The organism is Streptomyces sp. NPDC053079, from assembly GCF_044546695.1.
Lineage (GTDB): Bacteria > Actinomycetota > Actinomycetes > Streptomycetales > Streptomycetaceae > Streptomyces.
This window is the reverse complement of sequence record NZ_JBITZJ010000005.1, coordinates 613,669-634,199: the sequence shown is the minus strand read 5'-3', so window position 1 is coordinate 634,199 and position 20,531 is coordinate 613,669. Positions and strand designations below refer to the sequence as shown.

Genomic DNA, 20,531 nt, shown 5'->3' with positions numbered 1-20,531 from the left:
CATGGGCCGCCGCCCGGTCAGAACCCCGGCCCCCGTGGCGGATACGGCGCCCGGCCCGCCGCCGGCGACGGCCGAAGGCCCCGCCGCCGACACCGACGCCGGGGCCCGGCAGCGGCTCCGCCCCCGTCGCCGGGCCGCCGGCCCCCTCGCCCTGGGCATGGCCGTCGCGCTCGCCGTCCTGTGCCTGCTGTCCGCCGGACTCGGCGCGTACGACATCCCCGTCGGCGACGTGCTGGGCTCGCTGCTGCACCGCGCGGGCCTGGGCGGCGCCGCGCTCGACCGGGTCGGCGAGAGCGTGCTGTGGAACGTACGGCTGCCGCGCGTGGCGCTGGCGCTGCTGGTCGGGGCCTCGCTGGGCTGCGCGGGGGCCCTGATGCAGGGCGTGTTCGGCAACCCCCTCGCCGAGCCCGGCGTCATCGGCGTCTCGTCGGGCGCGGCGGTCGGCGCGGTCGCCTCGATCGCGCTGGGGCTGAGCTTCTTCGGCAACTGGACCGTGACGGCCTGCGCGTTCACGGGCGGACTGGTGACCGTCCTGCTCGTCTACGCGCTCTCGCGCTCGGGCGGCCGTACGGAGGTGGTGACGCTCATCCTCACCGGCATCGCCGTGAACGCCTTCGCCGGCGCGCTCATCGGGCTGTGCGTCTTCCTCGCCGACAACGCGCAGGTCACACAGATCACCTTCTGGCAGCTGGGCTCGCTCGCCCAGGCGACCTGGCCGAAGGTGCTCGCGGTCCTGCCGTGCGCCCTGGCCGGCCTGGCCGTCGCCCCCTGGTACGCCCGCAAGCTCGACCTCCTGGCCCTCGGCGAACGCCCGGCGCGCCACCTGGGGGTGGACGTCGAGCGGCTGCGGCTCGTGCTGGTGCTGGTGGTGGCCCTGCTGACGGCGGCCGCGGTGGCCGTGGCCGGGATCATCACGTTCGTGGGCCTGCTGGTGCCGCACCTGCTGCGCATGGCGGCGGGCCCGGGGCACCGCTTCCTCGTACCGGGCAGCGCGCTGGGCGGCGCGCTGGTCCTGGTGGCCGCCGACCTCGCGGCCCGCACGGCCGCCCAGCCGGCGGAACTCCCCCTGGGAGTCCTGACGGCCCTGTTCGGCAGCCCGTTCTTCTTCTGGCTGCTGCGACGCACGCGGCGCAAGCAGGGGGGCTGGGCATGACGACCCGCACACGCCACGCGCAAGGGGGCTGGGCATGACGCGCTCGTTCTTCGGTCGGCGGGCCGGGCGGATTCCCTCCCCCGTGCCCCCCGGCACCGTCCTGGCCGAGGTCCGTGGGCTGCGGGTGCGGCTCGGGGGGCGGGTCGTGCTCGACGGGGTCGACCTGCGCGTCGCCGCGGGCGAGGTCGTGGCGCTCGTCGGGCCCAACGGGGCCGGGAAGTCCACGCTGCTCGCCGCCCTCGCCCGCGATCTGCCCGCCGAGTCCGGCGAGGTGACCGTCGACGGGCTCCCCGCCGCCGCGTGGAGCGCGGGCGAACTGGCCCTGCGCCGGGCCGTGCTGCCGCAGGCGGCCGAGCTGTCGTTCCCCTTCGCGGTCGAGGAGGTCGTACGGATGGGCCGCGCGCCCTGGGCCGGGACGGCGGCCCGGGACGAGGACGACGCGGCGGTGCGGGCCGCCATGGCCGCCACCGAGGTGGCCGGATTCGCCGCCCGCCCGTTCGCCGCGCTGTCCGGCGGCGAACGGGCCCGGGTCGCCCTGGCCCGGGTCCTCGCGCAGCGCGCCCCGCTGCTGCTGCTCGACGAGCCGACGGCCGCGCTGGACCTGCGCCACCAGGAACTCGTGCTGCGCGTCTGCCGCGAACGCGCCGCGGCCGGCGACGCGGTGGTGGTCGTCCTGCACGACCTCGGCCTGGCCGGCGCCTACGCGGACCGGGTCGCCGTCCTGCACGAGGGGCGCATAGCGGCCGAAGGTCCCCCTATTCGTGTCTATGAGCCCGAATTGCTGAGTCGTGTCTATTCACAGCCGGTCGACGTAATTGATCATCCGCTGACGGGAGAGCCTTTGGTGATCCCGAGACGGGTGGGCCGAGATTTTGCCTCGTGAGAGCAGAATCACGTACCCACCGGGGAACAAGGTAGGCAAGGCTCAGATAAGTTAGGGCGGCCTAATTCGGCCATGCCGTTTTCGGCCACGTCCCCTTCCGCTCTCCGAGCAAGCTGGAGCCCTGCATGCGAGTCCTCCGCTCCTCCGCCGTCGTCGCCGTCGCGGCCGCGGCCCTGACCGCCGTGTCCGGTTGTGCCGAGAAGTCGGACGGCAAGGACGCGGACGCCCTCAAGGTCACGGCCTCCGACGACAAGTGCGAGGTCTCGGCGACCACGATCGCCGCCGGCCACGTCAAGATCAATGTCGAGAACAAGGGCGCCAAGGTCACCGAGGTCTACGTCTACGCCCCCGGCGACCGCATTGTCACCGAGCGGGAGAACATAGGCCCCGGCACCAAGGCCGAGATCACCGCGACGATCAAGAAGGCCGGCACGTACGAAATCGCCTGCAAGCCCGGAATGAAGGGCGACGGCATCCGCCAGAAGATCACCGTCACGGGTGGCGACAAGGCGGAGAAGAGCAACCCGGAGCTGGACAAGGCGGTCGCCGAATACCGCAAGTACGTGCAGCAGCAGGCCGACGAGACGATCCCCGCCACGCAGAAGTTCGCCGACGCCGTCAAGAACGGCGACGTGGACGAGGCGAAGAAGCTCTACGCCGTCTCCCGCATCGGCTGGGAGCGCACGGAGCCCGTGGCGGAGTCCTTCGGTGACATCGACCCCAAGGTCGACGTCCGCGAGGACGGCCTGGAGAAGGACCAGAAGTGGACCGGCTGGCACAAGCTGGAGAAGTCCCTCTGGGAGGACAAGGCGATCACCGAGGACGACAAGAAGCTGGCCGACCAGCTGATGACGGACCTCAAGGACTGGCAGAAGGTCGTCGGCTCCGCCGAGATCACCCCCACCAGCATGGCCAACGGCGCCAAGGAGCTGCTCGACGAGGTGGCCACCGGCAAGGTCACCGGTGAGGAGGAGCGCTACAGCCACACCGACCTGGTCGACTTCCAGGCCAACGTCGAGGGCGCCGAGAAGTCCTACGAGCTGCTGAAGCCGGTCGCCGCCAAGAACGACGCCGCGCTCTCCAAGGAGCTGGACAAGCAGTTCGCGGAGCTGAAGAAGCTGCTCGGCGACTACCGCGAGGGCGACGGCTTCAAGGCGTACGACAGCGTCGGCAAGGACGACCGCAAGAAGCTCTCCGACGCCGTCAACGCCCTGGCCGAGCCGCTGTCCAAGCTCGCCGGCGCGGTCGCCAAGTAGCAGGGGAACGGACTTTCCATGGCTGAGGACATCCGCGAGAGCGTGACGGACGACGACGCGGCGGACGGCACGGAGACGGCCGCACGGACCGCTCCCTCCCGTCGTTCCGTGATCGGCTGGGGCGGTGCCGGGCTCGCGCTCGGCGCGGTCGCGGCCGGCGGCACCGCCGCCGCGCTGCGCACGGGCGAGGACGCCGCACCGGCCGCCTCGGCCGGTGACGCGGTGCCGTTCCACGGCGCCCACCAGGCCGGCATCGCCACGGCCGTCCAGGACCGGCTGCACTTCGCCGCGTTCGACGTGACCACGACCGACCGCGCCGCGCTGGTCAAGCTGCTGCAGGAGTGGACGGCCGCCGCCGCGCGGATGACGGCCGGTCACGAGGTCGGCGAGGGCGCCTACGGCGGCCAGGAGGAGGCGCCGCCGGACGACACCGGTGAGGCGCTGGGCCTCAAGCCCTCCCGGCTGACCCTGACCTTCGGCGTGGGCCCCGGCCTGTTCGAGAAGGACGGCAAGGACCGCTTCGGGCTGAAGTCCCGGCGGCCGCAGGCCCTGGTGGACCTGCCGGTCTTCCCCGGCGACAACCTCGACGCGGCCCGCAGCGGCGGCGACCTGTGCGTCCAGGCCTGCGCCGACGACCCGCAGGTCGCGGTGCACGCGATCCGCAACCTCGCCCGCATCGGCATGGGCAAGGTCGCCATCCGCTGGTCGCAGCTGGGCTTCGGCAAGACGTCCTCGACGACCCCGGACGCCCAGACCCCGCGCAACATGATGGGCTTCAAGGACGGCACCCGGAACATCTCGGGCACCGACAAGGCCGCCCTCGACAAGCACGTGTGGGTGGGCGAGAAGGACGGCGCCGGCTGGATGACCGGCGGCTCCTACCTCGTCGCGCGTCGCATCCGGATGCACATCGAGACCTGGGACCGCACCTCGCTGGCGGAGCAGGAGGACATCTTCGGCCGCGACAAGGGCGAGGGCGCCCCCGTCGGCAAGCAGAAGGAGCGGGACGAGCCCCTCCTGAAGGCGATGAAGCCGGACTCCCACGTCCGTCTCGCCCACCCCGACAGCAACAACGGCGCCACGATCCTGCGCCGCGGCTACTCCTTCACCGACGGCACGGACGGCCTGGGCCGGCTGGACGCGGGCCTGTTCTTCCTCGCCTACCAGCGCGACGTGCGGGACGCCTTCATCCCGCTGCAGAGGAACCTCGCGCGCAACGACGCGCTGAACGAGTACATCCAGCACGTGGGTTCGGCGATCTTCGCCGTTCCGCCGGGCGTCCGGGACTCCGGCGACTGGTGGGGCAAGGCCCTGTTCGCGTGACCGGCGGACGCTGCACGCAAACGGAAGAGGAGGCCGCGTGTTCGGCAACTACCTGATCGGCCTGCGCGAGGGCCTGGAGGCCAGCCTGGTCGTCTGCATCCTCGTCGCGTATCTGGTGAAGACCGGGCGCAGGGACGCCCTGCCCCCGGTCTGGCTGGGCATCGGCGTGGCCGTGTTGCTGAGCATGGGCTTCGGCGCGGTGCTGCAGTTCGGCTCGCAGACCATGACGTTCGAGGCGCAGGAGATGCTCGGCGGCTCGCTGTCGATCGTCGCGGTGTGCCTGGTGACGTGGATGGTCTTCTGGATGCGGCGCACCGCGCGGCATCTGAAGGCCGAGCTGCACGGCAAGCTCGACGCGGCGCTCGCTATGGGCACGGGTGCGCTGGTCCTCACCGCCTTCCTGGCCGTGGGCCGGGAGGGCCTGGAGACCGCGCTGTTCATCTGGGCGGCGGCGGAGGCCACCGACGACGGCGTACGGCCGCTGATCGGGGCGGTGCTGGGGCTGCTGACGGCGGTGCTGCTGGGGTGGCTGTTCTACCGGGGCGCGCTGCGCATCAACCTGGCGAAGTTCTTCACGTGGACCGGCGGCATGCTCGTCGTGGTCGCGGCGGGCGTGCTCGCGTACGGCTTCCACGACCTGCAGGAGGCCGACATCCTGCCGGGCCTGCACGAGAGGGCCTTCGACGTCAGCGAGCAGATCCCGGCCGACAGCTGGTACGGCACGCTGCTGAAGGGCGTGTTCAACTTCCAGCCGGACCCGACGTGGGTGCAGGTCGCGGTGTGGTCCCTGTATCTGGTCCCGACCCTGGTGCTGTTCTTCGCGCCGGGCAGGCCGGGTAGGGTGGCGCCGTCCCGAGCAGTCACCAAGGAGTCCAAGCGCGATGAGACGCCGGCCGCCACGTCCAGTGTTCCCGGCTCTGGCAGCAGCTCTGACGGTGTCGTCGCTGCTGACGCTGACGGGGTGCGTGACGGTGCACGGCGAGCGGGCGATCGTCCCGTCGGTGAGCAAGGCTGAGGCCCCCAAGGTCCTGAAGCGGTTCACCGAGGGCTACAACACCGCGTACCGCAAGCTCGACCCGGCCCTGGTGGACCGGGTCGAGACCGGTGCGCTGGCGGAGATAGGCCGGGCCGACCTGGTCGCCCAGCGTGCCGTGACGCCGGGCGGCAACCCCGGCTATCCCGCGCTCGCGCTCGAGGACGCGCGGTTCACGATCCCCAAGATGGCGGGCTGGCCGAAGTTCTTCGTCGCCGACACCCGCAGCAACCGGGACCGCAACCGCTGGGTCCTGGTGTTCACGCGCGCGGGGGCGAAGGAGCCCTGGAAGGCGGCCTACCTCTCGCTGCTGGGCGAGTCGAAGGTGCCGCGGTTCGCCGTGGACGGGGACGGTTACGCCGAGGCGGTGCCCGCCCTCGGCAAGGACACCCCCGACGCCAAGGGTTCGGGCTCGGGCCTCATAGCCGACCCGGGCGCCCTGAGCCCGTCGTACACCGACTATCTGCGCACCGGTCAGGGCAGGACGTTCGCCGCCGGCGGGGCGACCACGCTGCTGCGGGAGGAGCGCGCCAAGCTGGCGCGGACCCCGACGTTCTGGTCGGAGTACATCGACACGCCCGAGAAGGCCCCGGGCTTCCCCCCGCTGGCGCTGCGCACCCGGGACGGCGGTGCGCTGGTCTTCTTCACCGCTCACCACCGGGAGCGGCGCACCATGGTCAAGGGTGTGCGCCCGGAGGTGACCGACCCGCGGACGAAGGCGCTGCTGCGGGGGGAGCTGAAGCAGGCGGTGACGTACACGCGGATCTCGGAGTCGGCGGTGCAGGTGCCCCGGCGGGCGGCCGACGGCGGCCAGGTCGTCTTCCTCAACCGGATCGAGTCGCTGACCGCCGCCAGGGGCGAGTAGGGGCCCGGGCTCAGCGGCCGATGGGCCAGGGGTGGGCCGGCTCGTGGTCCGCGCGCTCGCCCGCGTACTGGGCGCAGGCGTCGGTGAGGGTCTCCAGCAGGGTCAGCGGGTCGGGCAGCGGGCGCTCGGGGCCGTGCAGCCAGGCGACGCCCTCGTCACCGGGGAGCCGGGAGGGCGGCAGCAGGACGTAGCTGCCGCGGCAGTGCCAGCGCAGGCCCGGATGCTCGTCCATCGTCTCGGGATGGCAGTCCAGCTCGCACGGCCACCACTCGTCCTCGTCGTCCGGGGTGCCGCGGGTGGCGGTGAAGAACAGCATGCGGTCGGGGGCGACGGTGGCCACGGGGCCGACCTCGACGCCGGCCGCGGTCAGCCGGTCCAGGGCCTGCCGGCCCGCCTCGGCGGGGACGTCGAGGACGTCGTGGGCGATGCCGGTGGCGGTGACGAAGTTGGCCTCCGGCTGGCCGCGCAGCCATTTGGTGACCTTCTCGGCGTCGGTCGTGGCGAGGGTCTGCCAGGCGAACGAGACGGGGTGGCGGCCGGGCGTGGGACAGCCGATGCGTTCACAGGAGCAGCCGTACCCGGACGGGTGCGCGGCGGGGGCCAGCGGGAAGCCGGCCGCCGCGGCGGCCAGGAGCAGCTCCTCGCGGGCGGCGGCGGTCGCCGCCCCCGCCCCCGTATCGCCGCCCGCTCCGCTCCTGGGGCGGCGCAGCCATTGGGAGAACCTGCTCTTGCGTTCCATCTATCCCCTCACTTCGACCGCGGTCTCCGGTCAATGCTGCCACCATCCTGCTCCTGGTGTGACCGCCGAACGCATCCGGGGGGTGTGAGACCGGCCGCCCCGGCGCCGCGCGCGGGGGGTCTCAGCGGGTGGCGATGCCGCGCAGGACCTGCTCCACGAGGGTGTCGGTGAACTCGTGGGTGAGCGGGCCCGAACGCATGAGCCAGCGCTGGGCGAAGGGGCTGACGAGCATCTCGGCGGCGATCCGCAGATCGGTGTCCGCGGCGATCGTGCCGGCCTCGCGGGCCTTGTGCAGCCGGTTGACGTAGGCCTGGACGCCGGTGTCCTGCAGCCTGCTGACGAACTGCCGGGACAGCTCCGGGTCGTTCGCCCCGGCGATGGCCAGTGCGCGGTAGGGGGCCTCGAAGGAGGGGTCGTTGAATTCGTCGGCGGTCGCGCGCAGGACGAACTTCAGGTCGGCCTCGAGGTCTCCGGTGTCGGGCAGCTCGGCCTGCTCGTCCCCCGCGTCGCCGATGAAGGCGTCGAGGAGGACGGCGGCCTTGGAGGGCCACCAGCGGTAGATCGTCTGCTTGCCCACGCCGGCGCGGGCCGCGATGCCCTCGATGGTGAGCTTGTCGAAGCCCACCTCGCCCACGAGTTCGAGGGCGGCGTCGAAGATCGCACGGCGGGAGCGCTCGCTGCGGCGGGCGGCGTCGGGGGTCTTGGGGTTGGCCATGCCGGGCAGTCTAGCGAGGCGCAGAGGCGAAACGTATCGTCTCAGGAAGGTTGACAAGACGAACCGTCTCGTTCAGAGTGGAGGCATCGCGAGACGCACCGTCTCGCTCAATCGGGAGGAGAATCCCCATGACCCGCGGCAATTCGGGCAACATGCTGGGCGTCGGCGGCACCCGCAGCAACCTCTCCCGCTCGACACTGCGCGGCGCGGGCCGCGGCGGCCGGGGGGCCGGGGCCGGCCTGGACGCGAACGCGCAGAAGCGGGAGCTGCTGCGGGCCCTGAGGGAGGGCCGGGCCGGTCGCTCCGGTGCGTAGCGCGCACCCCGGTGGACGGCGGGTAAACCACCCGTACGGTTCATGCGCGAAGGTCGCGCAGCATGGACCATTTGGGCACGCACGACAACCACGTGCGTGCCCAACGCCACTGTGAGGAGCGCGACTTGCGTACAGTCCCGCGTGCATCCACCCCTCGCCGCTATCTGATGTGCCCGCCCACGTACTTCAGGGTGACGTACTCGATCAACCCCTGGATGGACCCGGGCAAGCCGGTCGACCTCTCGCTGGCCCTCGCACAGTGGGAAGAGCTCCGCGACCGCTACCGCGCCCTCGGGCACACGGTCGAGGAGCTGGCCCCCCGCCCGGACCTGCCCGACATGGTCTACGCCGCCAACGGCGCCACCGTGGTCGACGGCCGCGTCCTGGGCGCCCGCTTCGCCCACCCCGAGCGCTGGGCCGAGGCCGGGGTGCACCGCGAGTGGTTCCGCGCGCACGGCTATACGGACGTCCGCGAACCGGAGCACATCAACGAGGGCGAGGGGGACTTCGCCGTCACCGCCTCCTGGCTGCTGGCCGGCCGCGGCTTCCGCAGCAGCCCGCTCTCACACCCGGAGGCGCAGGAGTACTTCGGCCGCCCGGTGATCGGCCTGGACCTGGTCGACCCGCGCTACTACCACCTGGACACGGCACTGTCCGTCCTCGACGGGGGTGAGGACGACGTCATGTACTACCCCGGCGCCTTCTCGCCGGGCAGCCGGGAGGTGCTCCGCAGGCTCTTCCCCGACGCGCTGATCGCGACCGAGCAGGACGCGGCGGCGCTCGGGCTCAACGCGGTGTGCGACGGACGGCACGTGCTGCTGCCGCAGGCCGCCGTGGGCCTCTTCGAGCCCCTGCGCGAGAGGGGCTACGAACCGATCGGGATGGACCTCGGCGAACTGCTCAAGGGCGGCGGCAGCGTCAAGTGCTGCACGCAGGAGCTGCGCTGAGCCGTCCGTTGATTGTCATGCACGGGCCCGGAAGCCCCGGGTCCGTGCATCCTGGCGTCCTCAGGGACCGGCCGGCGGCCACTCGTCGCCCCAGTCCGCGTCGCGCGCGGACCGGTAGAGGGAGCCGTGGCGCTTGCTCACCGTCTCGCGCGCCAGCCCGTCCTCGGGCGTGCACAGCTCCAGCAGGACCTGGCCCTTGCGGATCTGCGGCTTGCGGACGATCCGGGCGGGCGCCGGCGGCACCTCCTCGTCCCGTACCGCCGCCACGTACGAGAACTTCTCGTCCTCGTACGGCAGCGAACCGCCCTTGACCTGCCGGTGCAGCGAGGAGCGGCTGACCCGGGCCGAGAAGTGGCACCAGTCGCTGCCCGGCTCTATCGGGCAGGCGGCGCTGTGCGGGCAGGGCGCGACGACACGGAAGCCGGCCGCGATCAGACGGTCGCGCGCCTCGATGATCCGCAGATAGCCCTCGGGCGTGCCCGGCTCGATCAGGACGACGGCCCGGGCGGCGCGGGCCGCCTCGTCCGTCACGGCCCGGCGGGCCGCCTCGGTGAGCTCGCCCAGCACGTACGAGACGGTGACGAGGTCCGTGCCGGAGGGGATCGCCAGACCGCTGCCGATCGTCTGCCGCTGCCACTCGGCGGTGCGCAGCGCCTGGGAGTGCGCGGCGCCGGCCAGCTCGCGGCCGAGGGCGAGCGCGGGCTCGGCCCAGTCCAGGACCGTGGTGGTGTGCCGCCCCTCCGGCCACGCCGCGGCGACCGCCCAGGTCGCGGCGCCGGTGCCGCCGCCCACGTCCACGTGCGAGGCGGGCGTGAAGGAGGGCAGGCGGTCGCGGAACGCCTCCAGCGCGGACCGCACGGCCTCGAAGGTGGCCGGCATCCGGTACGCGGCGTAGGCGACGACGTCGGAGCGGTCGCGCAGCACCGGGGTGTGGGTGGGGGTGCGCCCCCGGTAGTTGGCGATCAGGCGCTCGACGGCCTGGGTGGCCTGGCTGGGCGGCAGTCCGTCGAGGAGGCCGGCGAGGGCGGCGCGCAGGTTCTCGCCGGTCGGCGCGGGTGCGGGGGCGTGCATTGGATGGATTCTAGGCGCCCTCGGGCGCACCCGTGCGCTGCCACGGACGGCACAGCCCGAGGAAGCAGCCCACACCGGCCAGTGCGCAGAAGAGCTGGACGAGCGCCATCGGCACCGCGGTGTGCTCGCCGGCGATGCCCACGAGCGGCGAGGCGACGGCGCCCAGCAGGAAGGTGGAGGTGCCCAGCAGCGCGGAGGCGGAGCCGGCGGCTCCGGCGGAGCGCATCAGGGCCTGGGCGTTGGTGTTGGGCATGGCCAGGCCCATCGCGGACATCAGCACGAAGAGCCCGGCGGCGACCGGCACCAGCCCCGCCTCGCCGAGGACGCCGGAGGCCATGACGAGCAGGGCGGCGGCGGCCAGGGTGATGACGCCGAGGCCGACGGCCAGGACCTTGTCCATGCTGACGCGCCCGACCAGCAGCTTGCCATTGATCTGGCCGACGAGGACCAGGCCCACGGAATTGACGCCGAAGAGCAGGCTGAAGGTCTGCGGGGAGGCGCCGTAGATGTCCTGGACGACGAAGGGCGACGCGGCGATGTAGGCGAACAGCGCGGCGAAGACGAAGCCGCCCGAGAGCATGTAGCCGGTGAAGACGCGGTCCGCGAGCAGGCCGCGCATGGCGCGCAGGGCCGCGCCGAGGCCGCCCTCCTGGCGCTGCTCGGGCGGCAGGGTCTCGTGCAGGCACCGCCAGGCGACGATCGTGAGGAGGATGCCGATGGCGGTGAGGACGACGAAGACGCCCCGCCAGTCGGTCAGCCGCAGGATCTGGCCGCCGATGAGCGGGGCGACGACGGGGGCGACGCCGGATATCAGCATGAGCGTGGAGAAGAAGCGGGCCATGGCCACGCCGTCGTAGAGGTCGCGGACGACGGCGCGGGCGATGACGATGCCCGCCGCCCCGGCCAGGCCCTGGACCAAGCGGAAGCCGATGAGCAGCGCGGCGCTGGAGGCGAACGCGCACACGGCGGTGGCCAGGACGTAGACGACCATGCCGGCGAGCAGGGGGCGACGGCGTCCCCACTTGTCGCTCATGGGGCCGACGACGAGCTGGCCGAGCGCCATGCCCATGAGGCAGGCGGTGAGGGTGAGCTGGACGGTCGCGGCGGGGCTGTGCAGGGCGTCGGTGACCTCCGGCAGGGCCGGCAGGTACATGTCCATGGACAGGGGCGGCAGGGCCGTGAGGCCGCCGAGGGCGAGGGTGACGATCAGGCCGGTGCGGCGGGCGGCGGCGCTCGCCGGAGCGCCGGTCGCGCGGCCGTCGGCCGCCCCGGCCTCGTCGGAGCCCTCCGGGGGCTCGGTCATCGCGAGGCCGGGGTCCGTCATGCGTCACCACTCCAGGGATTTCTCAAACTTTCAAGTTATCCCATGGTGTCATGACCACCCATGATCAGTGGCCCTTACATGAAGTGATGTGCGCTACTGCCGGGACGCCCGGTGCGGGCCGGGCGCGGACTAGGCGCGGCTGAATCCGGGGTCCCCGGCCTCCGAGACGAAGCGGGCGGCCGTGGTGACGGGGGCGCCGGGGATGACGACGCCGGTCAGGGTGCGGTAGTCGGCCTGCAGACGGGTGTCGTCGAGCGTGACGACCGCATAGCCGCGCCGGCCGTCGTAGTACTTCATGTGCGGGTTGGCGGCGAGCAGCAGGTTCCAGTCCTCCGGCCGCGCCTCGCCGTCGGACCCGCTGGAGACGGAGGTGCCGACCACCTCGACACCGAGGGTGCGCGAGGCGGGATCGTCGAAGTCCGCCTTGATGTCCATGGCGTAGTGCACGTGCACGTCACCGGTGAGGACGACCAGGTTCTCCACGCCCGCCGCCGCCACTCCGGCCAGGACGCGCGAGCGGGAGGCCGGGTAGCCGTCCCAGGCGTCCATGGACAGCCGGGAGCGGGCGGCGGTGGTGTTCTTGCGCCGGCAGAAGACGACCTGCTGCGCGAGGACGTTCCAGCGGGCGGCGGAGGCGCGCAGCCCCTCGAGCAGCCAGCGTTCCTGCGCCTCGCCGGTGATCGTACGGGCGGGGTCCTCGGAGTCGGGGCCCGGGTACTTCCAGCCGTCGCCGTACGCCTGGTCGGAGCGGTACTGCCGGGTGTCGAGGATGTCGAACTGCGCGAGGCGCCCGTAGCAGAAGCGCCGGTAGAGCGACATGTCGGGGCCCACGGGCCGGTGCGCCTCGCGCAGCGGCATGTTCTCCCAGTACGCGCGGTAGGCGGCGGCGCGGCGGGCGCGGAAGGTGTCGCGGGGGTCGTCGTTCTGGGAGACGTCGCCGGCGTAGTTGTTCTCGACCTCGTGGTCGTCCCAGGTGACGAACCAGGGGTGGGCGGCGTGGGCGGCCTGCAGGTCGGGGTCGGACTTCCCCAGGGCGTAGCGCAGGCGGTAGTCCGTCAGGTTCCACGTCCAGTGGTCGAAGACCTCCGGGAGCGGGGTGTCGGTGTAGTTCCGGGCGCCGGCCCGGGCGTCGATCGCGTTCTCGTAGATGTAGTCGCCGACGAAGAAGACGGCGTCGAGATCTTCCCGGGCGAGGTGGGCGAGGGCGGTGTAGTACCCGTCGTCGTACTGCTGGCAGGACAGCAGCCCGAAGGCGGCGCCGTCCGGGCGGGCGTCGGGGGCGGGGGCGGTGCGGGTGCGGCCGACGGCGCTGATCCACCGGCCGGTGCGGAAGCGGTACCAGTAGTCGCGGCCGGGTTCGAGGCCGCGTACGTCGAGGTGGACGGTGTGGTCGTCGACGGCGGGGGCGGGGACGGTGCCGTTGAGGGCGAGCCGGCGGAAGGAGGCGTCGTGGGCGAGTTCCCACTGGACGTCGACGGCACCGTCGCCGGGTAAGCCGCCCCCGGGTTCGTAGGGCCGGGGGGCGAGTCTGGTCCACAGGACGACGGAGTCGGGGAGCGGGTCGCCGGAGGCGACGCCGAGGGTGAAGGGGCTTTGCGCCAGGAGGGGGGTCATGCCCACAGATTGCGCGTGGCTGGGGTGACTGTGAAGGCCCGTGGTGCCGAACGTTTCATGACGTGCGATGGCGCGCGGACGAACAGGGGGGCGCACGCTCCCAGCTCGCGCCCCCAACGTCCTTTTCCCCAGGGCTGAATGGCTGGTTCCGGGTGTAGCTTCCTCACATGCGAGGGGTAACGCCGAGGGGGGTGGCCGCATGAGCCCGGACGGAGACCCTCCACCACCGCCGCCCAATCCACCACCGCCTCCGCACCCGCCCGGCCCGCCCGACGGCCGCTTCTGGTCGCGCGTGTGGACGTACTGGGTGACCGGCGGCCTGGCCGTGGTCCTGGCCGCCGTGATCCCGGTACTGGCCAAGGCGGGCCCCTTCGCCCCCGACCCGGACCCACCCCCGACGACGGCACCCCCCACCGCGACCGCGACCCCCGAGGCCTCACGGAGCCCCGCTCCCGCGCTGTCGACGACCACCCCGGTCCGCGTATCAGCGAAGATCAACAGCGTGACTCCACTGGGCGCGGTCACCCCGACCGTCACCAAGGTGCAGGTCAACGTGACCTTCGCGGGCCTGAAGGGCAAGTCGGCCTACATCAAGTGGCACACCTACAACGACGCCACCAAGCTCACCATGAGCGAGGACAGCACCATCAGCTCCCCCGTCCTCAACTGGGACAGCACGGACTGGAAGCCGACCTTCATCGTCCCGACGCCCAGCGTCCACTGGCAGCTCCAGGTGACGGCGTACGCCCCGGACGGGACGCAACTGGCTACGGGGCACTCGAACTTCACGTTCAATTCGTCGACGGGCACCAACTCGTAAGGTGGCCTGTTCCCCACCACGGACGTGGTGGGGTCCAACCCCTTCGCGTCTGCCGCTACTTGAACTCCAGCCGCCCCGCCTGCAGCGTCCCCTCCGGGGTGAGCGAGGCGGCGACCAGCCGGCCCTTGGCGTCCACGGCGACGGCCGGCGGGCCCACCACGTGGGTGCCGAACGTCGACCAGCGCTGCTTGGCGCCCGTTCCGATGCCGCTCGCGCTCAGGGTGCCCGAGCTGTTGCGGGTCACCAGGACCGCGCGCGAGGGGTCGGCGGGGTCGCCGGCCAGGGCCATCACGCCGTAGCCGCGGCCCGAGAGGCCCAGGTGGAGCGGCTGCCACTGGTTGCCGACGGCGTCCGGGAGGCGGTACGCCAGGGGCTTGGACGTCTTCGGTTCCCGGTAGGTCAGCAGCAGCGAACCGTCGGGCTGGGCGAGCAGCGTCGGCGGGTCGGCCGGGGTGGGCAGACGGCCGTCGTAGGACGGGGTGAGGTCGCCGCCGGGCTTCTCCTGCGCCCAGTGCAGGATGGTGCCGTGGCCGGAGCCGACCACATGGATGCGGCCGGCCTTGTCGGTGACCGCACTGAGGCCTTCCTGCACCTCGTCCGGGCCGCCGCCCGCGCCGTACTTCGCGCCGGGTCCCCCGCTGCGGGGCCCCTCGGCGAGGCCGCCGAGGCCACCGGGGCCGGCGTTGCCGGAGGCGTCGCGCCGGGGCGTCTGCTCCGAGTCCTCGGTCTCGCCGCCCACGCCGCCGGGCGCCGCGTCGGCGAGCTCCTTCCACTGGCTCCAGCTGCCGTCGGCCTCCTGCCGCCTGGTGCTCACGCCCTTGGCCGCGTTGCGCGCGAACACCTGGGCGCCGCCGTCGGCGTTGCGCGCCACCACCGGTGCGCCCGTGAGGCGGTCGCGCGCCGGGCCTGCGTCGGGCGTGCCGAGGGAGGTCCAGGATCCGAACGCACCACCGGAACGTTCCTGCTCCACCATGACGATCTCGCGGCGGTTGCTCTCCGGTCCGTTGCCCAGCCCGGCGATGCGCTCGCCGAACAGCTGCCAGCGGCCGTCCTTGGTCCGCGAGACCGCCAGGTGCGGCATGAGCGGGCCGCCGCCCAGCAGCTTCGGGTCGCCGAAGCGGCCGCTGCCGGCGGAGGTCTCGGTCCACATCGCCGCCTGCCGGTCGAGCACGCCGAACGCGGTGAGACGGCCGTCGGGGCCCTGCTGCAGCCACGTCGTGGTGCCGGGGTAGCGGTGGACCGTGCTCTGCAGCCAGCCGGTGCCGTAGCTGCGGTCGCGGCCGACGTCGTAGTCGCCGCAGCCCGCGGCGAAGCCGCAGCCCATGTCCGGGGAGCCGCCGTAGGCATTGAGCACGTCGCCCTTGCCGCGCACCGCGGCCGGGGTGAGATTGAACGGCCAGCGCTCGTTGTAGTAGCCGCGGTAGGCGGCGACGGTGAAGTGCTTGCCCCGGCCCGGGCCCTTGTAGCGGTCGAGCGCCGCGTAGGTGAACTGCGCGGCGGCCGTGTGGTCCGGGTGGTCGGAGAAGCCGGGCTGGTCGTGGTGCTTGCGGTTGCGGGCGTCGTGGACCTGCGCGTCCGGGTCCGGGTCCATGGTGCGCACCAGCGTCGGCTTGAACCGTTCCAGCACGGCGGCCAGCGCGTCGACGACCCCGGCGCCGGTGACAGGGGTCGACTCGCGCACGGTCGAACCGGTGGCCACCCGGGTACGGCCGACGGCCTTCGGGTCCGCCCACAGCTTCTGCAGGCGGACGTCGGAACCGGGCTGGTCCGCGGTGTGCTGGGCCACGCCCAGGAAGACCAGGGTGACGCCGGGGTGGTCGACGAGGCTGTCCGTCTCGGCCTTCCAGCCGCCGGGCAGCTCCAGCGTGCTGCGCTTCCACTCGGCCAGCGGCTTGCCGGTCGCCATCAGGGAGTACGCCTGGCGCAGCCCCTGCTGACGGGAGCCGGCGTACCCGCCGAAGTCCGGCTTGGGCTTCACCTTCTGCCCGGGCACGTTGTTGCGCCCGTCGGCCTCACCACTGGTCAGATAGACGCTGACCACACGGTGGTTGGCGTCGATCGACTGACGGACGTCGGGGTTCATGAAGTACAGGTCGTCGTCGGGGTGGGCGACGACCTGCAGGGTGACCGCGCCGGCGGTGCCGTCCTTGCGGGCGGAGACCTCCGCCCGCGGCACGCCGGCCGGGGCGGAGGGCTTGGGCTTGTCACTGCCGGAGGCCGAGCAGCCGGCGACGCTGAGGGCGAGCATGGCCGCGAGCACGCTCCTTCTGCTGGGGCCCGCCACCCCGGTCACCGTGCCCCGTGGACGAGGCGGCTGTTGCGGACCGAACCCTTCTCGTACTGCGAGGCGACCGGGAAGTAGCTTGCCAGGAACACCGCGAGGGCGTCCGCCTGCTCGTCCTCCGGCACGTCGCCGTCGTGGTAGTCGTTGATGCAGAACACGTCGTGGGAGCGGGCCGCCAGCAGGCGGTGCAGCCGGACGTGGTGGTCGCGCAGGCCGACGTTGACGAAGGCGGAGCTGACCGAGCCGGGCATGCTGCGCCCGGTGAAGAGCCCGTACCAGTGGTGCAGCGACGAGGCGACGGCCAGGTCGGTGCGGGCGCGGAACTGCGCGCCCGCGGTCAGCGCCATCTGCTCGGGGAAGCGCTCCTCCAGCTCCGCCAGCACGCTGCGGCGCAGCGGGTGGGGGGTGTGGAGGAAGGTGTTGGAGACGGTCTTGCCGAACTCCTTCTCGATCAGGGCGCGGTTGTTCTTGGCCGCGGCGAAGACGAGGTCGGAGTCGAGCGAGGGGTCGCCGGCCGGCACGGCGGTCGGCGACATGAAGCACTTGGCCGCGCCGGAGCCGTGGAAGAACGACTCGGGCTGCATCGGGCGGCCGAGGAAGACGTCGTCGTTGAAGTACAGGACGTGCTCGGCGAGGCCCTCGATGCGGTGGATGCGGCTCTCGATGGCGTGCGAGTTGAACGAGGGCAGGCGGCCGGTGTCGCCGAACGCCTCGCGGTGGCTGACCACGCGCACCCGGGGGTGGTCGGTGTCCAGCCAGTCGGGCGTCTGGTCGTCGGTCAGCAGGTAGATGTTGCGCACCCAGGGGGCGTGCAGGTCCAACGAGCGCAGGGAGTAGCGCAGTTCGTCGCGGCTGCGGAAGCGGGCGGAGGCGCCCGCGGACTCGGCGGCGAGGATGCCGTGCTCGGCCTGCGTGCGCTCCTTGCGGGCCATCCACGCGGGGTCGGTGCCGTCGACCCAGGTGTAGACGACGTCGATCGGGAAGTCGACCTGCTCCACGAACGTCTTGGTGTACGCCTCGAAGCTGGCGTAGTCGCGCTCGCCGAGCCGGATGGAGGCCGTCTTGGCGAGCTCGGCGCGGGGCAGGGTGCCGCCGTAGCGGTTGCCACCGGGGAAGGTCACCGTGGTCTCGTCGTCCTCGGTGTCCTTCCAGAAGTCGACGTTGCAGCCGTAGACGCCGCTGACGCGCAGCTGGCCGCCGCCGGTGAGGACCGGCTGGAAGACGCGGACCGTGGTGCAGGCGAGCGGGACGGTGTGCGGGCTGACGAAGCCGGCCAGGACGGTGCGCAGGATGGCGCCGCGGGCGTTGAGGAAGGCGACGTAGACGGGCTCGTCGCGGTAGCGCTCGGCCAGCGCCGTCAGGAAGGCGTCGCGGCGGGCGGAGTCGATGGCGATGCTGTGCCGCAGCTGGGTGGTGGGGGTCAGCGCGTAGGGGACGCCGAGGGACTCCAGGACGTCGACGGCGAGGTCGAGGTTGTCCTGCATCACCTCGAAGGGGGTGGTGTCCTCGCGCACCAGGCAGATCTGGCCGCCGGCCCGCTTGACGTCGGGGCGGGCCGCCTCGATGCGTACTTCCTGGGCCTTGTGGGCGACGTCGGACTGCCGGCGGTCGACGCCCTTGGGGACGGGGGCGGCGGGGATGCCGCCCTGGGCGTCGGCGGCGGCCTGGAGGGTGCGGCGGCGGGCCTTGTCGGCCGCGCGGTCGCCGCCGGCGCGGTAGGCGGCGAGCTCCTCGAGGAGGCGGTTCCACTCCTGGCCGACGGTGCTGTCGGTGAAGCGGCCGACGTTGGCGAGGGCGGCGGCGCCCATCTCGTGGCGCAGGGCGTCGTCGTCCATGAGGCGGGCGAGGGCGGCCGCGAGCTCCGTCTCCTCGCCGAGCGGGACGAGGATGCCGTCCTGGCCGTCGGTGAGGATCTCGGCCGGGCCGTTGGGGCAGTCGTAGGCGATGACGGGCAGGCCGGCGGCCTGGGCCTCGACGAGCACCAGGCCGAAGGCCTCGACGCGCGAGGTGAGCATGGCGATGGACGCCTTGGCCCACTCCTCGGCCATGTTGGGGGTGCTGCCGACGAGCTGGACCTGGTCGGCGACGCCGTACTGGCCGGCTATGCCCTTCAGGGCGCGCATGCGGGGGCCGTCGCCCAGGATGCGCAGGTTCCAGCGGGGGCGGTCGCCGGCGACGGAGGCGAAGGCGCGGATCGCGTGCTCGATCTGCTTCTCGGCGGCCAGGCGGGCGCCCAGGACCACGGTCCGCGTCTCCAGGGTGGAGCGGGGGCGGAAGCCGTCGGGCAGGGCGTTGCCGATGGTGGCCAGGCGGGGGGCGCAGTCACCGAGGGTGTCGGCGAACCACTCGCGGGTGCGCTCGGTGAGCGAGACCAGCCCGTCGATGGCCGAGGTGAACATGCGCAGCGGCTCGCCGGAGGTGCCGCGCAGCTCGGAGACGCGGTGGTCCAGGTGGACGGTGAGTACGTGCTCGGGGGCGTACTGCGCCATGTAGGCCATCAGCGCCGGGGTGGTGGAGATCAGCACGTCGGCGTCGATGGTGCGCAGGGCCTCGGCGAGCTCGAGGTCGGTCAGCCGGTTGAAGGCGGACTCCCACTCGGGGCGGATCAGCTCGCTGGGGGTGGCGGCGAGGCGCTTGTGGGCGGCCGTCAGGTCGGGGCCGCCGGCCGGGGCGCTGCGCACGGGGCGCTGCGGGCCCCGCTTGTCGACGAGGTTGCGGACGCGCACGGTGCCGCTGTCGAAGAACGCCTCGCTACGGGTGCGGAAGACGCTCAGGATCTCCACCTCGTGCTGCCGGGCGAGCAGCTCGGCGAGCGTCATGGTGGCGCGTTCCGTGCCGCCCATGGTGTCGGCGGAGGTCAGCAGAAAGGTGATTTTCACGTGCGGCCTTCGAAGTGTGCGGCGGTCCGGATGCGGTGGCCTCGGTGGACTAGACGGGCTGCTGGTCTGCTCGGTTGCCTCAAGGGGCGCCGAGGGCCCTCGGAGTGCAGACGAGCTGGAGCGCGCCGCGGCGGGTGTACTGGGGCTTGACCTGTACGAACGTGCCGTCCTCGGTCCGCACGGTGAACACCGGCGGGGTGAGGACCTTGCGGGGCGCGCTCAGGTCGTTCTCGTGGCGGCCGAGCTCCAGCGGCTTGGCGCCGCGGTGGCCGGGGACGTAGCGGAACGACCAGGTCTGCCGGCCGGAGCCTGCGGTCAGCAGCTTGCCGATCGGCAGGGTGACCTGCCAGGCGCTGTCGTCGCCGGGCAGCGGCTCGGCGGTGCGGCGCTGCACCTGGCGGTGCTGGTCGACCAGCTCGACGACGGGCGGTGCGGCATCGTCGCCGGCCGTGGCCGGCCCGTAGACCGCGAACAGCAGGCGGGCGCCGGTGAACGAACGGTCGATGCGCAGGATCTCGGCCCTGGGCTGGGGCGGTGCGACGGTCAGTCGCAGCTGGCCGGCGGTCGTGAGGCCGAGGCGGTGCCGGCGGCCCGTGCGCGGGCAGGTGGCCAGCGGGCGGGTGGGGCCGGAGTAGTCGGGCGGGCCGTCGCCGAGCAGGCGCAGCCGTACGGGCGCGGGGTGCTCGTCGCGCAGCTCCAGGGCGAGGGTCCAGCGGCCGGCGGTGACGGGCAGGCCGCCGATCTCCTCGCCGAGCAGGACGGTCGCGGCGACGGAGGCGCGGCCGGCGGCGTCGCGCTCGATGCGGGCCTCGGTCCGCAGGCGCGTGTCGCCGTTGACGAGGAGCAGGTGGGCGCGGGCGCCCGGCTCCTCGGCGGCCTCGGTGCCCGCGGGCAGGGCGGCGTGGAGGTTCAGCGTGTGGCCGTCGAGGACGGCGGCGTACTGGACGCGGGCCGCGGTGCCCTGGGAGGCGGGCATGAGGACGGAGTCGACGAAGGTGGTGCGGCCGCTGGCGAGGCCGGAGACGGCACGGCGGCGTACCGTCGCGCCCACCTTCATGACGGGGCTGCGGCGCAGTGCGATGCGTGCGGACTTTTTGATCACGCGCAGGGCGTGACGGGGCGCGGTCACCGGCGCACCCCTCGGCCGCCCGCCGCCGGCACACGGCCGGAATCGTCGCGCGGGCTTCGCCGGTCCCCGGGAGTCATGATCTGGAAGTACACCCAAACAGGGTAAACGGATCTCGGGTGCGCGTGCGGCAGACCGGCACCGTACCGCTGCGGCATTCGACCTCTACAGGCGGGTTACGGACA

The 20,531-nt window shown here is 72.8% G+C and carries 17 protein-coding genes; 9 read left to right on the top strand and 8 right to left on the bottom strand.

The features are described from left to right. The first annotated feature begins 1 nt into the window (after position 1). The 6 genes from ACIGXW_RS21940 (at position 2) to ACIGXW_RS21915 (ending at position 6,513) form a co-directional block, all read left to right on the top strand. Positions 2–1,153, top strand: a complete 1,152-nt coding sequence (locus ACIGXW_RS21940; protein WP_399574573.1) for a FecCD family ABC transporter permease — start codon at positions 2–4, stop codon at positions 1,151–1,153. A 34-nt stretch (positions 1,154–1,187) separates the two neighbouring features. Beyond that, positions 1,188–2,036: a heme ABC transporter ATP-binding protein gene (locus ACIGXW_RS21935; RefSeq protein ID WP_399574571.1), complete on the top strand. Its 849-nt coding sequence runs from the start codon at positions 1,188–1,190 to the stop codon at positions 2,034–2,036. Between the two features lie 125 nt (positions 2,037–2,161). Next, complete coding sequence (gene efeO / locus ACIGXW_RS21930; RefSeq protein ID WP_399574569.1) at positions 2,162–3,292, top strand: iron uptake system protein EfeO; 1,131 nt, start codon at positions 2,162–2,164, stop codon at positions 3,290–3,292. An 18-nt stretch (positions 3,293–3,310) separates the two neighbouring features. Then, positions 3,311–4,615: an iron uptake transporter deferrochelatase/peroxidase subunit gene (gene efeB, locus ACIGXW_RS21925; RefSeq protein WP_399574567.1), complete on the top strand. Its 1,305-nt coding sequence runs from the start codon at positions 3,311–3,313 to the stop codon at positions 4,613–4,615. Between the two features lie 37 nt (positions 4,616–4,652). Then, positions 4,653–5,630, top strand: coding sequence for an iron uptake transporter permease EfeU (efeU, locus tag ACIGXW_RS21920; protein WP_399574565.1), 978 nt, complete (start codon positions 4,653–4,655; stop codon positions 5,628–5,630). Further along, complete coding sequence (locus tag ACIGXW_RS21915) at positions 5,617–6,513, top strand: hypothetical protein (RefSeq protein WP_399574563.1); 897 nt, start codon at positions 5,617–5,619, stop codon at positions 6,511–6,513. Before efeU ends, ACIGXW_RS21915 begins: the two co-directional genes overlap by 14 nt. Before the next feature lie 10 nt (positions 6,514–6,523). Here the strand turns inward: ACIGXW_RS21915 and ACIGXW_RS21910 are convergent, their stop codons facing one another. Both ACIGXW_RS21910 and ACIGXW_RS21905 read right to left on the bottom strand, forming a co-directional pair. Beyond that, positions 6,524–7,252 (bottom strand): bifunctional DNA primase/polymerase, encoded by a 729-nt coding sequence (locus ACIGXW_RS21910; protein ID WP_071964285.1) that lies wholly within the window; start codon positions 7,250–7,252, stop codon positions 6,524–6,526. Between the two features lie 121 nt (positions 7,253–7,373). Further along, positions 7,374–7,967 (bottom strand): TetR/AcrR family transcriptional regulator, encoded by a 594-nt coding sequence (locus ACIGXW_RS21905; RefSeq protein WP_399574561.1) that lies wholly within the window; start codon positions 7,965–7,967, stop codon positions 7,374–7,376. A 128-nt stretch (positions 7,968–8,095) separates the two neighbouring features. Here ACIGXW_RS21905 and ACIGXW_RS21900 point away from each other — a divergent pair, with 128 nt between their 5' ends. Both ACIGXW_RS21900 and ddaH read left to right on the top strand, forming a co-directional pair. Further along, complete coding sequence (locus ACIGXW_RS21900; RefSeq protein ID WP_071964283.1) at positions 8,096–8,281, top strand: DUF6243 family protein; 186 nt, start codon at positions 8,096–8,098, stop codon at positions 8,279–8,281. Between the two features lie 125 nt (positions 8,282–8,406). Next, on the top strand, positions 8,407–9,228 hold the full coding sequence (gene ddaH / locus ACIGXW_RS21895; protein WP_399574559.1) for a dimethylargininase: 822 nt from the start codon (positions 8,407–8,409) through the stop codon (positions 9,226–9,228). 60 nt (positions 9,229–9,288) lie between these two features. Here ddaH and ACIGXW_RS21890 read toward each other — a convergent pair whose 3' ends face one another. The 3 genes from ACIGXW_RS21890 to ACIGXW_RS21880 form a co-directional block, all read right to left on the bottom strand. Further along, entirely contained in the window at positions 9,289–10,299 is a 1,011-nt protein-coding gene (locus ACIGXW_RS21890; protein WP_399574557.1) for a small ribosomal subunit Rsm22 family protein, read from the bottom strand. A gap of 10 nt (positions 10,300–10,309) precedes the next feature. Then, a complete protein-coding gene (locus ACIGXW_RS21885) occupies positions 10,310–11,623 on the bottom strand; it encodes a multidrug effflux MFS transporter (RefSeq protein ID WP_399574555.1) in 1,314 nt (437 codons plus the stop codon). 129 nt (positions 11,624–11,752) lie between these two features. After that, positions 11,753–13,237 carry an alkaline phosphatase D family protein gene (locus ACIGXW_RS21880; RefSeq protein WP_399574553.1) on the bottom strand — a complete coding sequence of 495 codons (1,485 nt, stop codon included), beginning with the start codon at positions 13,235–13,237 and terminating at the stop codon, positions 11,753–11,755. Positions 13,238–13,436: 199 nt separating this feature from the next. Between ACIGXW_RS21880 and ACIGXW_RS21875 the strand changes: the two genes are divergently transcribed. Continuing rightward, positions 13,437–14,057: a hypothetical protein gene (locus ACIGXW_RS21875; RefSeq protein WP_399574551.1), complete on the top strand. Its 621-nt coding sequence runs from the start codon at positions 13,437–13,439 to the stop codon at positions 14,055–14,057. 55 nt (positions 14,058–14,112) lie between these two features. Here ACIGXW_RS21875 and ACIGXW_RS21870 read toward each other — a convergent pair whose 3' ends face one another. The 3 genes from ACIGXW_RS21870 to ACIGXW_RS21860 all read right to left on the bottom strand — a co-directional run bounded on the left by ACIGXW_RS21870 (position 14,113) and on the right by ACIGXW_RS21860 (position 20,349). Continuing rightward, positions 14,113–16,305, bottom strand: coding sequence for a PIG-L family deacetylase (locus ACIGXW_RS21870; protein ID WP_399574549.1), 2,193 nt, complete (start codon positions 16,303–16,305; stop codon positions 14,113–14,115). A gap of 41 nt (positions 16,306–16,346) precedes the next feature. Further along, positions 16,347–19,220, bottom strand: coding sequence for a stealth conserved region 3 domain-containing protein (locus ACIGXW_RS21865; RefSeq protein ID WP_399574546.1), 2,874 nt, complete (start codon positions 19,218–19,220; stop codon positions 16,347–16,349). A 79-nt stretch (positions 19,221–19,299) separates the two neighbouring features. Continuing rightward, entirely contained in the window at positions 19,300–20,349 is a 1,050-nt protein-coding gene (locus ACIGXW_RS21860; protein ID WP_360914393.1) for a hypothetical protein, read from the bottom strand. Between the last annotated feature and the right edge of the window lie 182 nt (positions 20,350–20,531).

What these genes read in the sequence shown, in the direction of transcription:
- ACIGXW_RS21940 (WP_399574573.1), top strand. Translation starts at nt 2, where the DNA reads ATGGGCCGCCGCCCGGTCAGAACCCCGGCCCCCGTGGCGGATACGGCG.
- ACIGXW_RS21935 (WP_399574571.1), top strand. Translation starts at nt 1,188, where the DNA reads ATGACGCGCTCGTTCTTCGGTCGGCGGGCCGGGCGGATTCCCTCCCCC.
- efeO (WP_399574569.1), top strand. Translation starts at nt 2,162, where the DNA reads ATGCGAGTCCTCCGCTCCTCCGCCGTCGTCGCCGTCGCGGCCGCGGCC.
- efeB (WP_399574567.1), top strand. Translation starts at nt 3,311, where the DNA reads ATGGCTGAGGACATCCGCGAGAGCGTGACGGACGACGACGCGGCGGAC.
- ACIGXW_RS21910 (WP_071964285.1), bottom strand. Translation starts at nt 7,252, where the DNA reads ATGGAACGCAAGAGCAGGTTCTCCCAATGGCTGCGCCGCCCCAGGAGC.
- ACIGXW_RS21905 (WP_399574561.1), bottom strand. Translation starts at nt 7,967, where the DNA reads ATGGCCAACCCCAAGACCCCCGACGCCGCCCGCCGCAGCGAGCGCTCC.
- ACIGXW_RS21900 (WP_071964283.1), top strand. Translation starts at nt 8,096, where the DNA reads ATGACCCGCGGCAATTCGGGCAACATGCTGGGCGTCGGCGGCACCCGC.
- ACIGXW_RS21890 (WP_399574557.1), bottom strand. Translation starts at nt 10,299, where the DNA reads ATGCACGCCCCCGCACCCGCGCCGACCGGCGAGAACCTGCGCGCCGCC.
- ACIGXW_RS21885 (WP_399574555.1), bottom strand. Translation starts at nt 11,623, where the DNA reads ATGACGGACCCCGGCCTCGCGATGACCGAGCCCCCGGAGGGCTCCGAC.
- ACIGXW_RS21880 (WP_399574553.1), bottom strand. Translation starts at nt 13,237, where the DNA reads ATGACCCCCCTCCTGGCGCAAAGCCCCTTCACCCTCGGCGTCGCCTCC.
- ACIGXW_RS21875 (WP_399574551.1), top strand. Translation starts at nt 13,437, where the DNA reads ATGAGCCCGGACGGAGACCCTCCACCACCGCCGCCCAATCCACCACCG.
- ACIGXW_RS21870 (WP_399574549.1), bottom strand. Translation starts at nt 16,305, where the DNA reads ATGCTCGCCCTCAGCGTCGCCGGCTGCTCGGCCTCCGGCAGTGACAAG.